This is a genomic window from Chromobacterium alticapitis, assembly GCF_002924365.1.
In the GTDB taxonomy this organism is placed as follows: Bacteria; Pseudomonadota; Gammaproteobacteria; order Burkholderiales; family Chromobacteriaceae; genus Chromobacterium; species Chromobacterium alticapitis.
In genome coordinates this window covers 1-13,259 of sequence record NZ_PQWB01000118.1, presented here as the reverse complement: position 1 = coordinate 13,259, position 13,259 = coordinate 1, and the positions used below count along the sequence as shown (strand labels likewise).

Here is a 13,259-nt window from a genome sequence, read left to right as displayed (position 1 = left end):
CGTAGCCTGCTGGATGCGGTTAGGCAGACGCGCCCGGACGACCCGGACGTGCTATTGGCGGAGGCTGACTGGCAGGCCAGGCGCGGCAATGCCCCGGCCGCGCGCGATGCGTACTGGCTGGTGCTGCGGCGGCGGCCGGACAGCGGGCCGGCCTTGGCCGGCCTGATGGGCATTTATCTGGATCAGGAGCGTTTCAACGAAGCCGGCCAGCTGCTCGCCGCCATGCCGGCCGCGCAGCGGACCAAGCTGGGAACGAGCTACGTCACCGCGCAGGCGCAGCTGGCGCGCGCGCGCGGCGACGCCTGGCTGGACAAGGGCCAGGCAGAGCCGGCGCTGCCGTATTTGCGACAGGCGGTGGCCTTGCAGCCGCAGAATGTCTGGAACCGCTATGCCCTGGCCAGCGCGCTGCTGGCCGTGGGCAAGGGGGCCGAGGGCAGCGCGCTGTTGAACGAGCTGGCCGCCGCGCCCAAGGCCGATCCGGCCAATCTGTATGCCTACGCGCTGTTCGAATCCAAGCGCGACGCCAATATCGCGGCGCTGGCCGCGCTGGAGAAAGTGGCGCCGGCTGAGCGCACGGCGGGCATGGCCGCGCTGCAGCGCCGGGTCTGGCTGAACCAGACAGTGGCGCTGGCCGAGGCGGAGGCGGCGCTGGGCCGGCCTGAGCAGGCGCGGCTGCGGCTGTTGGATGCGGAGCGGGCGCTGGGGAGTGACGTCGCCCGCATGGGAGAGCTGGCCGCGGCCTGGCAACGGCTGGGCGATGCCGTCCAGGCGCGGCAAGTGCTGCAGGCCTTGTATGTGCGGCAACCCACGCTGGACAGCCAGCTCGCCTACGCTGATTTGGCGCTGGGCCAGGGCGACATGGCGACGGCGCAGCCGCTGCTGGACAGCGCGGAACGCGAGCGGACGCGGCTGAGCAAGGAGCAGCGGCAGACGCTGGACGGGCTGCAGGCCAGCCTGGCCGTGGCCAGGGCAGATCAGGCGCGCACCGCGGGCAAGATGGAGGAGGCGGACGCCATCCTGAGCCAGGCGGCGGCGCTCGCGCCGGATAGTCCTCGGCTGCAGCGCGGCTTGCTGGCCTCGGCGCTGCGGCGGAAAAACTGGAGCGACGCCATCGCCCGCGCCGGCAAGCTGCTGGACGCGCAGCCCAGCGACGACGAGACCAGGCTGGACTTGCTGGATGCCGAGATCGGCGCCGGCCGCCCGGCCGATGCCCGCGCCGTGGCCGACAGCCTGCTGCAGCCGACGACGCCGCCGCGCGATCCGGATTTCATGCTGCGCGTGCTGGACCGAGTGCGGACGCAGGGCGACGCGGCGCGGGCGGACCGCGAGCTGGAACGGCTGCTGGCCGGCGGCGCGGCCACGCCGGGCGTGTACCTGCAGGCGGCGGAACTGGCGAGGGCGCAGGAGCGGCCGGACATGGCGCTGAGCCTGTATCGGCAGGGCTTGGCCGCGTCCGCAACTGACGCGCCTTCGGAAGCTGAAGCGGGCGGCCCGCTGCAGCCCTTGCCGGCTGACGCCCCGCGGCAGGAGAGCCTGAGCAAGGGTTATGCCGAGCTGCGCGACCAACGCAGCGTCAAGGTATGGCAGGGGGCGGACCTGCTGTATCGCCGGCCCGGCGACGGCACGCCCGGCACCTCGCAGATGGCCATGTGGCAGGCGCCTTTGCTGGCGGAAATGCCGGGGCCGGACAATGGCCATTACTTTCTGCGCGCCGACGCCGTCGACATGCGCGCCGGCACGCTGGACCTGGATCCGAGCAATAACTACACCTTGAACCATTTCGGCAGCGTGGCCGCTTGCGCGGCCAACTCCACGCCGCAGGCCTGCGCCGCCGTCTACGGCAGCCAGCATGCCAGCGGCGCGGCGCTGGGCGTGGGCTACGAGAACGAGCGCTGGCGGCTGGACATCGGCCATACGCCCATAGGCTTTCCCGTGTCCAATCTGGTGGGCGGCGCGCGCTATTCCGGCAGCCTGTCCGCGCTGAACTACAAGCTGGAACTGTCGCGGCGGCCGCTGACCAGCACGCTGCTGACTTACGCCAGCGTGCGCGACCCCTATACCGGCCAGACCTGGGGCGGCGTGGTGGCGGACAGCGTGGGCGGCAGCCTGGGCTACGACCAGGGCGGACGTTTCGGCGCCTGGTCCAATTTCGCCTATCAGCAACTGAGCGGCGAGAACGTGGAAAGCAACAGCGATCTGACGGCGATGGCGGGCGTTTACTGGCGGCTGCTCGACGAACCTGCGCGGCTGGTGACCGTGGGGCTGAACTCCATCAATTTCTGGTACCGCAAGAACCTGGGCGGCTTCACTTTCGGCCAGGGCGGCTATTTCAGTCCGCAGCGCTACAACTCCTTGTCGCTGCCGCTGCGCTATGCGGCGCGCAATGAGCGCTGGAGCTATTTCGTGCGCGGCTCGGTATCGGTGTCCAGCTCGCGCGAGGACGGCGCGCCGTTCTACCCCACGCGGCCGGATTTGCAGGCGGCGGCCGGCAATCCGTTCTTTTCTCCAAGCTCCGGGCCGGGCTGGGGCTATGAGCTGAGCGGGGCGTTCGAATATCAGGCCAGCCCGACGCTGGCTTTCGGCGGCATGCTCGACATGCAGCATTCCCAATTCTTCCAGCCCAGCCGGCTGGTGCTCTACCTGCGCTATCAGCCGGACGGCGTTTCGCAGACGCTGCCGTTCCCGGTCGAACCGCTGCAGCCGTATTCGGGGTTTTGATCATGAGGGCGACACAGGCGGCATGGCTGGCATGTTGGCTTGCGCTGGCGCAGCCGGCTTGGGCCGCGCCGGACGCAGAATTGGCGGCGGCGCGCGCCGAATACTGGCTGCATCCCTACCAGCCGCAAGCCATCAACCGGTTGGCCCTGCTGCTGGCCGTCCGCGGCGACGTTTCCTCCGCCGAGCTGCTGCTGGAGCGGGCGCTGCGCATCGCGCCCGGACGCGGGGATGTCCGCGCCAATCTGGCCAGGCTGCGCGCGGGCGAGCGCCGCGTCGCGTCGGCCCCGCTGCCCGCGCCGGCTCCTGTTGCCGCGCCCGTTCCGGCCAGGTCTCCCGTTGCGTCGGCGCCTGTCGCGGCGGTCCAAGCCGGGCCACTGCCTGGGCCCTGGCCGCTGCCGGCGGAGCCGCCCGCCGCCTGGTAACTCAGGGCTGGTATTCGTTCCATGACCCGTCGCTCTGCCGCAGCAGGTAGCGCGTGCCGCTCTGCATCATCACATAGCCCGAGCTTTCCGCCACATAGCTCGTGCCGGGCAGGTCCTGCGCATAGGCGTCCGGCTGGTAGTCTGGGCCGAACGGGCTTTTGCTCAGCATGCGCGACAATATGGTGGTGACAGCGTAGTAGCTGATCGGCTGGTCTATGCGCACCTGATGGGCATGGTTGTCGCCGCCTATCACCTTGATGGCCGCCGGCAGCAGGGTGATGCGCGGCGTAGGGATTTCGCGCAAGCCGCCAAACTGTTGCTTGTCGCCGCGCAGCGCGGCGCCGTGCTCTGGGACCACCAGCAGGATCAGCTTGCGGTGGCTCTGTTCCAACTGGTCTATGAAGCGATCTATGTCGTTGAACAGGCGGTTGGCGCGGTATTGGTAGCTGTCGTTGGTGGACAGGCCCGGTTTTGCCGGGATGCGGTTGCCGTCGTGCAGGCTGATGGTGTTGTAGTAGGTAGCGACATGCGGACTGTCGTCCCGCTGACGCAGCTGCAGCCAGCGGTCCAGCGTGGCGTAGTCGCTGTAGATGGGGCTGCTGTCGAAGGCGCGCAGATTGACCGGCAGGCCTTGCTGATCGATCAAGGGTTTGTCCAGATGGCCGTAGCTGCGCACTTGCTTCAGGAAACCATCGAAGCTGCCGTCATGATTGAAGGTGGCCTCCACTTTGAAGCCTAGCTGCGCCAGATTGGAGAACAGATAGCAGTTATCCGGCGCAGGGTCGTACAGCGCGGCGTGAGTGGGCTGGCCGCAGCTGGCGCGCAGCACGCGCAACGCGGCTGGGCCGCTATAGGTGGCGGCGCTGTTGAAATGCGTGAACAGCATGTCGAAGCGCGAGAACAACGGATGATGCTCCAGCCCCACCGCCTCCAGATCATCCCAGGATAGCGAGCAGATGTGCAGCAGCAGCACGTCGAAGCCGGGGCCGGCCGGCAGCGGCTGAAACTGCACGCGCCGCTGCTTCTCGCCGCGGTAGAACGCCGCCAACTGCTCTTCCGGCGTTTGCGCGGCGGTTTGACCGCTGCCGGCGACGGCGGCGACCGGGACGGGAACCGCTCTTTCCTGCCACAGCTGGCGTCCGCCCAGCGCCAGCAGTGCCGCCATGACTAAGGTGCCCAGGCGCAGATGGCGGGACAGCAAGAGATAGCCGCAGACCAAGATGACGGCGCTGGTGAGCAGCGACGGCGTCAGCACGCGGCCAGCCAGCTCCATCCAATAGCTCAGCGTGAAGCCGCGCAGCGCGGCCAGTTGCGGCAGCAGCTTGTCTGGCGGCGGCAGCCAGCTGTCGCGATACAGCAGGGCGATGGCGGCCGGCCAGGCCAGCGCCGCCCTCATGAAGCGGGGCCAGCCGCGCGGTACGGGCAGCAGCAACAGCAGGGCAAAGGCCAGATTGGGCAGCGGATGCAGATTCAGCGCGCCCTGCCAGTCCATGGCCAGCTTGACGATGAAATAGAAGCTCCAGCCGCCCATGCCGACGGGAGCGGGGGGGCGGCGCGCGGAGGGCGAGGATGTCGCGCTCATGCGCGCTCAGCCGGTTTGCGCGGCGAGGCCTGGCCGGCTTCAGGCTGGTAAGCGTGCGGCTGAAAGTAGCGCAGCTGGCGCTGGCGCATGCGGACGATCCAGGGCAACAGCAGGGCGCGTGCCAGGTAGCCTATCGCGATGGCCATGGCTGCGGTCAGCAGCATCAGGAACTGCGATTCGCTGAGCAGCATGTTCAGCATGGAGTCTCCCTTTCATTCAGCCTGCGCCGCGCGGCAAGGCTGAAAACTGGTCTAGGCGCCGCGCCGCCGCAAGGCCATTCTTTGCAGCGGGACGCGTTGCGGCTCCCGCGCCTGGGCCGGCATGGCGCCGCCGCTGGCCGGCAGGATTTCCAGTTCCGCCAGCTCGGGTTCGGCCTCCAGCCGCGTCAGCGCCTGTAAAATGCTTTCGCTGTCCGGGCAGTGGATTTCACTCTCAACAATGTCCTCCACCGGCAAGCGGAACAGATTGGCCAGGGCCGTCGGCACGTCGGTCTCGGCGCAGGCGAACAGGAACAGGTAGGCATAGCGCCGATCCGCCGTGCACAGGTCTCCCGCGCGCTGGAAGCGGCCCTGGGCCAGCAGCTCGCGCGGGGTGACGCCTATGGCTGGCTGCAGCAGGACCAGCATATTGCGTATGCTGATGGCGCTGCTGCGCTGCACGGTCTTGCGCACGGTTTCGATGAACTCGGCCGGCGCCAGCCAGCCGCGGTCCTGGGCCGGCTGGCTGGCGTCCTGCAGCTGTTGCTGCTCCATTTTGACGTAAGGCTGGAACACCGCGGGCTGCAGCGCGTTGATCAGGTTGACGGTGCTGGCGAAGTGCAGCTCGGCCGGCAGCACGGTGTTGGCGCCCAGCCGCAGCAACAGCTGCTCCTCGTTCTGACGCAGCCGGCGGCCGCCCACCTCGCGCACCACGATTTTCAGCCGGCGGCCGCACTGCTTGCGCAACTGGGCGATGGCTTCTGTCAGGGTGTTGCGCTGCTGGCTGGCGGTGTCCAGCAGCACGCTGGCCGCCACAGCGCCCTTGGCCGCCACCAGCAGTTCCTCCAGGTCTTCATAAAGCTGCCATAGCGGCGAGGGCGGCTCGTTGCCGGTCAGGCTGGTGCGGGTGGCGTAGACCTGCAGCGTGTCATGGGCGGGGCGGGCGGCAAGCTCGTCCTCTTCCTTCAATAGACACAATGCGCCGTCCTCGTCGCGCGTTAGCACTTGGGCCTGGGCCAGGCTGACGGTTTCCGCGCCCAGCCAGTGGCTGATCTGCCAGCTGAAGGTTTCCACCCCCACCGCCTGGGCCAGCGCCAGCCCGGCGCAACGATGGGCGGCTTGCTCCAGTTGGGCGATGGCGGCGAGGTCCATATAGCCCAGGTTCAGGATCAGCAGCACGCAGTGGTCGCGCGCGCGCGCCCAGCTCATGGCCGCCTTCAGCTCGCGCTTCAGCTCATTGGGGCGGTGCAGGCGCAGGAAGTCTTCGGCATGGGCCAGCACCAGGAGCAGCGGACCGCCGGCATCGGGCTGGCGGTCCCGGCCGTGGCTCAGGTCTTCCAAGCAGTCCGTCAGCATCGGGCGGGACCACCAGCGCTTGCGCGGCGACAGCAACACCAGGTTGCCGGTGAGCAGACGGCGGTCCAGCCAGGCGGTGTCCTGGCGCGGCCCCGGCGCCAGCCGGGCGCTGCAGATCGTGGGCAGCGCGGCGGAGGCGGGCAGGTTGGCGAACAGCAGGGACTGCGTCAGCGCCTCGCTGCCGCTGGCTACGAGGTAGACGCCGCCGCGCATCAGCGAGGTGGCCGCCAGCGGCAGCTCGTGTATGCCCAGACTGGTGTAGGAGTCCATCGCAGCCGTTCGAGTGAGGATTAATCCATACTAGCAGCCGCCGGCGCGGCTTCCCAAACTGGCGGGTTCAGCGCCGGGACGGCAGCCAGATGGCTAGATAGGCCTTGCGGTAAATATCGTCGTCTTCAATGTCGCCGTTGCGGCCATGGGCCAGCAGCCGGGCCTGGGTCACCAGGATGGGCTGGCTGACGAAGCCGCGATTGAGTTCGTCCGCCATCTGCCAGCCTTGCTGGTTGCAGGGTTCCGCCACGGTGGCCTTTTGCTGCGAGATGCCTTCGCGGATGCGGTTCAACGCGGAGTTGGAGCCGTCTCCGGCAGAGATATTGACGATGTCCGGCCTGTCCGCCTGGTGCAGCGGGAAGTTGATGTTGTCGAAGTACAAATCGTTGATTGCCAGGGTGTGGGTCCAGTCGCGGCCGTACTTGCTGGCGAGCTGCGGCACTAGGGTGGGAATGATTTGCACCGTCTTGCTGAGGTCCACATCCTCCATGCGCAGCACCTTGCAGCGCTTGCAATGCAGCAGCGCCTCCTTCATCGCGTTGGCCTTGCGCATGGCGATGGAGAAGTGGGAATCCGTGAAAATCACCGCGCCCAGCGGCCCCGAGCTGCTGCCTATGGCATAGTCCACCGCCGTCCGCGCCACGGCCAGCGGGTCGGTGGTGATGTTGGCGAACAGCTCGGCATTGGGGCCGGGCGCGCTGCCGGCATGCCAGCCCACCGTTACCTTGCCCATTTGCTTCAGCATGGCCATTTCCAGATGGAAGTCTGCGCTGTCGGTGCTCACCAGCGCCACGCCGGCGATGTCTTGCGCGGAGGCGTGCAGCAGCAGTTGCTCGCGCACCGCGGCGCGGTCGCTGTGTGCGTCCGCCACTTTGACCTGCCAGCGCAGGAAGCCGGCGGCGCTGAGAAAGCTGCGCGTGGTTTTGGAAATGCCGCCATTGCGCAGATCGTAGGCGATCAGCAGCACATGGTGGCCCGGCTGGGCGGGCGGACCCGCAGATGGGGAGACCGCGTTCGCCGCGGGTTCCGCCGGCCGCGCGGCGAGAGGGAGCAAAAGGAGGGCCTGCGCCAGCAGCCGCGGCAGGGTGCGGCGGAACAGGGTGGCAAGACTAGGCCGGCGAGCCGCGCGCAATCTGTGGGCCTGCTTGGCTTGGGCGGTTTCCATGCTCAAATATAGCAAGCGGCCTGCCCGTTGCCGGACAGGCCGCTTGGCGGTGCGCTTATTGCGTGTCGGTGTTTCTATACACTCGCGCGCCGCCGCGCCAGGTTTCCAGTACCGGAATGTCGCGCAGGTTTTTCACGCTTGTATCGAGCGGGTCTTGCTTCAATACCACCAGATCGGCCAGCTTGCCGACCTCCAGCGAACCGACCAAGTGATCCATATGGCACTGCCACGCTGCGTCCAAGGTCACCGCGCGCAGCGCCTGCTTGCGATCGAGGCATTCTGCGGCATTCAGCACGGGTTTGTCTTCGCCCGGCGCGCCTTCCATCTTGCGGTAGTTGGCCTGCTCCGCCATGCGCAGCGGCCCCAGCGGCGAAACGAAATGGTCCGAGTGCAGGCTGATTTTCATGCCGGCGTCCAGCGCGGATTTGCAGCGGTCCAGCAACTGCGTGCGCGTCTCTCCGAAGATGTTTTTCTGGAAGGTGTAGCCCCAGTAGCCGACATGGCCGATCAGGAAACTCGGCGAAATGCCCAGTTTGGCCATGCGGTACAGCGCGGCGTCGGTCAGCAGCGAGGCATGCTCAATGCGCGGACGCAGCGCGGCGGCGTCTGCCTCGGTGAAGGTCAGCGCTTGCTGGTAGCTGTCCAGCACTAGCTCCATCCCGTGGTCGCCGTTGGCGTGCACCAGCACCGGCCAGCCGCGGCCCAGCGCCAGCTGTAGATAGGTGTCCAGCCTATCCGCGGACTGCCCTTGGCCGGCGCAGCACGCTGCGGGCGGCAGCTTGAAGTTGTACAGGCCGGTGTCAGGCACGCCGGGTACGGAGTGATCGGGCTCTGTCTTGTCGTCTTTATGGCATGGATGGCCCTGGCCAGGATTATGCGTGTATAGGTAGGGTTGATACTGGAAGCCAGTCAGCCCCTGGTTGGAGCCGTCGGCCACCAGCTTCAGCGCCTTGATCATGAAGTTGCTGTCTTCCTGCTTGCCGAGATCGGGCTTGAACGCTTTCATCCAGCGCGCCATTTGCTCCAGGTCGTTGGAGTAAAGCGCTGCGCAGATCCGCACCGGCGACAGGTTGAGGTTGGCCAGCGTTTCCAGCAGCAACACCTCCACTTCCTTGAGCGAGGAACCCACGCCCGCATCCATCACGGTGGTGATGCCGGCTTTGGATGCGTTTTGCAGCAGCGGCAGCAGTTGTTTGACCAGATTTTCCAGCAGCATCGTTTTGGGAATGGCGTTGAGGATCGCGCCGATGCGTTCCTCGGTGAACACGCCTTGACTCTGATCGATTTGAGATTCGCTCAAACCGGCCGCGCGCATGGCGACGGTGTTGGCATAGCCGATATGGCCGGAGGAGTTGAGCAGGAAGAGGGCGATATTGCTGTCGGGCCCTGCCAGTTTGTCTAGCATGGCCGCATCGATATTGGTCCATACGTCCATCAGCGAAGGGTCGACCCCGAAGCCGGTTATCCATTGCGTGGCGTTGGCGCCGGCCTCTTTCTTCCCATCTATCTCAGCGGTCAGCCTTGTTTCGATGTGCTTATAGCTATAGCCAGGCACCAGGTACTGGGATTCCGGCGGATTAGGGTCTTGTTCAGTCGGCTGGGGCGAGAACGGCCCCAGTTGCACCCAGCCCTGGAAAATGGCGCTGGGCAGGATGTGCAGGTGAGGATCGATCAGGCCGGGCAGCAGCGCGCGTCCGTGCAGATTGATTTCGCGGTACGGAAAATGGCTGGCCATTTCGATGCGCACGTCTTGCAGCGCGCCGATGGCGACGATGCGGCCGCCGGCCATGCCCAGCGCTTCTGCTTGATCCGGGCCGGAGGCCGCCAGCGGGCGGATGATGCCGCCGTGGAAAATCGCGTTTTCCTTTTGCGGCAGCGGCGGGAAGCGCTTGATGTCTTCCGCCAGGGCCGCTAGTTGCTTCCGCCAGTCGTCCTGGCCCTGCGGCGTATGCGCCAGTTGGCCGAGCAGGGGCAGGGTGCAACATGCGCAGCCCAGGTGATGGTCGTGGCTCATGCAATTCTCCTTATCCGGTGTGTTTGCGCGCGGATGATCATGTCATCGCCGCTACATGTTATGTTGACTGAAAACAATTTCAATCAGATTTCGATTGATCCAGGCTGTTGGGACAGGCTGGGCTGGCATTGGCACGCTGGATGCTTGGAGAGCGGATCGCGCCATGGCTGGGAGAGGGGGTCGGAGCGCGGGTCAAAACCGGTTATAATCGAACCATTTTTCCATTCAGAAAACCAAGACCATGGAACAACTTGCCAAGAGCTATGAACCGGGCGACCTCGAGCGTCGTTGGTACCAACACTGGGAACAGTCCGGCTACTTCAAGCCGAGCATGGACACGTCCAAGCCGTCCTTCGCCATCCAGCTGCCGCCGCCCAATGTGACCGGCACGCTGCACATGGGCCATGCCTTCAATCAGACCATCATGGACGGTCTGACCCGCTTCTACCGGATGAAGGGCCACAACACCGTATGGGTGCCGGGCACCGACCACGCCGGCATCGCCACCCAGATCGTGGTGGAGCGCCAGCTGGCCGACCAGGGCCTGAACCGCCACGACATGGGCCGCGAAGCGTTCACCAGCAAGATCTGGGAATGGAAGGAAAAATCCGGCGGCACCATCACCAGCCAGATGCGCCGCGTCGGCTGCTCGGTGGATTGGGACCGCGAGTACTTCACCATGGACGACGTCCGCGCCGAAGTGGTGACGGAAGTTTTCGTCCGCCTGTACGAACAAGGCCTGATCTACCGCGGCAAGCGCCTGTCCAACTGGGACGCCAAACTGGGCACCGCCATCTCCGACCTCGAAGTGGTATCCGAGGAAGAAGACGGCCATATGTGGCACATCAAATACCCGGTCGTAGGTAGCGACGAGTTCGTCACCGTCGCCACCACCCGCCCGGAAACCCTGCTGGGCGACGTGGCCGTGGCCATCGCCCCGGACGACGAGCGCTACCAGCACCTGCTGGGCAAGCAGCTTGAGCTGCCGCTCACAGGCCGCACCATCCCGGTGATCGCCGACGAGTACGTGGATAAAGAGTTTGGCACCGGCTTCGTCAAGATCACTCCGGCGCACGACTTCAACGACTACGAAGTGGGCAAGCGCCACCAAACCCAGCTGATCAATGTGATGAGCCTGGAAGCCAAGATCCTGGCCAGGGCGCAAATCTTCGGCTTCGACGGCGCCGCCCAAGGCACCATCGAGCTGCCGGCCGCCTACGCCGGCCTTACCGCCTCTGACGCGCGCAAGGCCATGCTGGCCGATCTGCAAGCCCAGGGCCTGCTGCTGGAAACCAAGCCGCATAAGCTGATGGTGCCGCGCGGCGACCGCACCGGCACCGTGATCGAGCCGCTGTTGACCGACCAATGGTTCGTGGCCATGAACAAAGTCGCCGAAGGCGACGCCACCGGACTATCCATCGCCGCCAAGGCGATCGAGGCCGTGGAATCCGGCGAAGTGCGCTTCGTGCCGGAAAATTGGGTCAACACCTACAACCAGTGGATGAAGAACATTCAGGACTGGTGCATCTCCCGCCAGCTGTGGTGGGGCCACCAGATCCCGGCCTGGTACGACGAAGACGGCAACATCTACGTCGGCCGCACCGAGGCGGAAGCCCAGGCCAAAGCCCCGGGCAAGACGCTGCGCCGCGAGCAAGATGTGCTGGACACCTGGTTCAGCTCGGCCCTGGTGCCTTTCTCCACCCTGGGCTGGCCGGAAGAAACGCCGGACCTGAAAGCCTTCCTCACCTCCAACGTGCTGGTGACCGGCTACGAAATCATCTTCTTCTGGGTGGCCCGGATGATCATGATGACCAAGCACTTCACCGGCAAGGTGCCGTTCAAGGATGTCTACATCCACGGCATGGTGCGCGATCACGAAGGCAAGAAGATGTCCAAGTCCGAGGGCAACGTGATCGACCCGGTGGACCTGATCGACGGCATCGCGTTGGCGCCGCTGGTGGAAAAACGCACCACCGGCCTGCGCCGCCCGGAAAAGGCCCCGGCCATCGCCAAGGCCACGGAAAAGCTGTTCCCGGAAGGCATCCCGGCTTACGGTACTGATGCTCTCAGATTCACCATGGCCAGCTACGCCACGCTGGGCCGCAGCGTCAACTTCGACTTCAAGCGCGCCGAAGGCTACCGCAACTTCTGCAACAAGCTGTGGAACGCCACCCGCTTCGTGATGATGAATGTGGAAGGCAAGGACTGCGGCCAGGATGAAAGCCTGCCGCTGGAATACAGCTTTGTCGACCAGTGGATCATCGGCCGCCTGCAACAGGCCGAGATCGATGTCACCAACGCGCTGGAAACCTACCGCTTCGACATCGCCGCCCAGGTGATCTACGAATTCATCTGGAACGAGTACTGCGACTGGTACGTGGAACTGGCCAAGGTGCAGCTGCAAACCGGCAACGAAGCCCAGCAGCGCGCCACCCGCCGCACCATCGTCCGCGTGCTGGAAGTGGCGCTGCGCCTGACTCACCCGCTGATGCCCTTCATCACCGAAGAGCTGTGGCAGACGGTGGCTCCGCTGGCCAACGCCAAGAAGGCGGAATCGCTGATGCTGGCCCCGTGGCCGGTGGCGGACGAATCCAAGATCAGCGCGGCAGCCAACGCCCGCATGGACGCGTTCAAGGACATGGTCAACGCGGTGCGCAATCTGCGCGGCGAAATGGGCATCGGCCCGGCCGTCAAGGCCCCGCTGTTCATCGAAACCGCCGACGCGTCCATCGCCAACTTCGTGCCTTACCTGAAGCTGCTGGCCCGCCTGACCGAAGGCACGCTGGTGGCCAAGCTGCCGGAGGATGATTCCCCGGTGGCCATCTCCGGCGAAGCGCGCCTGATGCTGAAGGTGGAAGTGGACAAGGCCGCCGAAACCGCGCGCCTGAGCAAGGAGCAGGGCAAGGTGGAAGCCGAGCTGGCCAAGCTGACGGCGAAGCTGGAGAAGCCGGGCTACGTGGACAAGGCGCCGGCGCATTTGGTTGAGCGCGACAAGGCGCAGGTGGCGGAGCTGAATGATAAGTTGGAGAAGGTTAGGGCGCAGCTTGTGAAGCTGGCTTGATAGGCAAGTGTCATTCATGATAAAACCTCGCCATCAAACGATGGCGGGGTTTTTATGGGCGAAATAAAGGATTTACTTGCTTTTTTTCAATATCTTATCAATGGTTTTGTTGCGGCGTGGATTTTTTTTGGTTTAACGTCTTTCTCTCGGGCATCTCCTTTTGAGAGGGTTGCGCATGCATTGGTTTTGACTGCTGTTGTATCGTTTTTTTCGTGGTTTTTTGAAATATCTTTTCTTTGGTTTGGGCGAAACATTTTCTCTGTTGGTGAGTGGGGGCCGGATAGGAAGATTGCTCTTAGCTTTGTCATCGCTGTGTGCGTGGGGCTTTTTCTTGCGTATTCGGCAAATAATGATCTAATTCATCAATTTTTGCGGAAATTAAAAATTAAGTAATCACGAAAAATTGATTTGAAACTTGTCGCCATAACCACCAAGCAGCGCCGAGATCTCTGCATCCAGCGTTTCGCGGGTCCA

9 protein-coding genes are annotated in these 13,259 nt (G+C 65.0%); 4 read left to right on the top strand and 5 right to left on the bottom strand.

The genetic code is table 11. The features are described 5' to 3' along the window. A partial coding sequence (locus C2I19_RS18400; protein WP_146056870.1) for a cellulose biosynthesis protein BcsC occupies positions 1 to 2,718 on the top strand: 2,718 nt, incomplete at its 5' end. A 2-nt stretch (positions 2,719 to 2,720) separates the two neighbouring features. Continuing rightward, a complete protein-coding gene (locus C2I19_RS18395; protein ID WP_103904086.1) occupies positions 2,721 to 3,140 on the top strand; it encodes a hypothetical protein in 420 nt (139 codons plus the stop codon). Between the two features lies 1 nt (position 3,141). On the opposite strand, the gene bcsG is transcribed toward C2I19_RS18395, so the two are convergent. The 5 genes from bcsG to C2I19_RS18370 all read right to left on the bottom strand — a co-directional run bounded on the left by bcsG (position 3,142) and on the right by C2I19_RS18370 (position 9,724). Then, positions 3,142 to 4,722, bottom strand: a complete 1,581-nt coding sequence (gene bcsG, locus C2I19_RS18390) for a cellulose biosynthesis protein BcsG (RefSeq protein ID WP_103904085.1) — start codon at positions 4,720 to 4,722, stop codon at positions 3,142 to 3,144. Then, positions 4,719 to 4,922: a hypothetical protein gene (locus C2I19_RS18385; protein ID WP_103904084.1), complete on the bottom strand. Its 204-nt coding sequence runs from the start codon at positions 4,920 to 4,922 to the stop codon at positions 4,719 to 4,721. Before C2I19_RS18385 ends, bcsG begins: the two co-directional genes overlap by 4 nt. Positions 4,923 to 4,973: 51 nt before the next feature. Further along, positions 4,974 to 6,545 (bottom strand): cellulose biosynthesis protein BcsE, encoded by a 1,572-nt coding sequence (gene bcsE / locus C2I19_RS18380; protein WP_103904083.1) that lies wholly within the window; start codon positions 6,543 to 6,545, stop codon positions 4,974 to 4,976. A gap of 67 nt (positions 6,546 to 6,612) precedes the next feature. Continuing rightward, positions 6,613 to 7,710 (bottom strand): type 1 periplasmic-binding domain-containing protein, encoded by a 1,098-nt coding sequence (locus C2I19_RS18375; protein ID WP_103904082.1) that lies wholly within the window; start codon positions 7,708 to 7,710, stop codon positions 6,613 to 6,615. A gap of 55 nt (positions 7,711 to 7,765) precedes the next feature. Beyond that, on the bottom strand, positions 7,766 to 9,724 hold the full coding sequence (locus C2I19_RS18370; RefSeq protein WP_103904081.1) for an amidohydrolase: 1,959 nt from the start codon (positions 9,722 to 9,724) through the stop codon (positions 7,766 to 7,768). A 241-nt stretch (positions 9,725 to 9,965) separates the two neighbouring features. Between C2I19_RS18370 and C2I19_RS18365 the strand changes: the two genes are divergently transcribed. Together C2I19_RS18365 and C2I19_RS21830 are read left to right on the top strand one after the other, a co-directional pair. Then, positions 9,966 to 12,785: a valine--tRNA ligase gene (locus tag C2I19_RS18365; RefSeq protein ID WP_103904080.1), complete on the top strand. Its 2,820-nt coding sequence runs from the start codon at positions 9,966 to 9,968 to the stop codon at positions 12,783 to 12,785. A 54-nt stretch (positions 12,786 to 12,839) separates the two neighbouring features. Then, complete coding sequence (locus C2I19_RS21830) at positions 12,840 to 13,178, top strand: hypothetical protein (RefSeq protein ID WP_146056869.1); 339 nt, start codon at positions 12,840 to 12,842, stop codon at positions 13,176 to 13,178. Positions 13,179 to 13,259 lie beyond the last annotated feature (81 nt).

Coding starts and splice junctions, on each gene's coding strand:
- C2I19_RS18395 (WP_103904086.1), top strand. CDS start 2,721: ATGAGGGCGACACAGGCGGCATGGCTGGCATGTTGGCTTGCGCTGGCG.
- bcsG (WP_103904085.1), bottom strand. CDS start 4,722: ATGAGCGCGACATCCTCGCCCTCCGCGCGCCGCCCCCCCGCTCCCGTC.
- C2I19_RS18385 (WP_103904084.1), bottom strand. CDS start 4,922: ATGCTGAACATGCTGCTCAGCGAATCGCAGTTCCTGATGCTGCTGACC.
- bcsE (WP_103904083.1), bottom strand. CDS start 6,545: ATGGACTCCTACACCAGTCTGGGCATACACGAGCTGCCGCTGGCGGCC.
- C2I19_RS18375 (WP_103904082.1), bottom strand. CDS start 7,710: ATGGAAACCGCCCAAGCCAAGCAGGCCCACAGATTGCGCGCGGCTCGC.
- C2I19_RS18370 (WP_103904081.1), bottom strand. CDS start 9,724: ATGAGCCACGACCATCACCTGGGCTGCGCATGTTGCACCCTGCCCCTG.
- C2I19_RS18365 (WP_103904080.1), top strand. CDS start 9,966: ATGGAACAACTTGCCAAGAGCTATGAACCGGGCGACCTCGAGCGTCGT.
- C2I19_RS21830 (WP_146056869.1), top strand. CDS start 12,840: ATGGGCGAAATAAAGGATTTACTTGCTTTTTTTCAATATCTTATCAAT.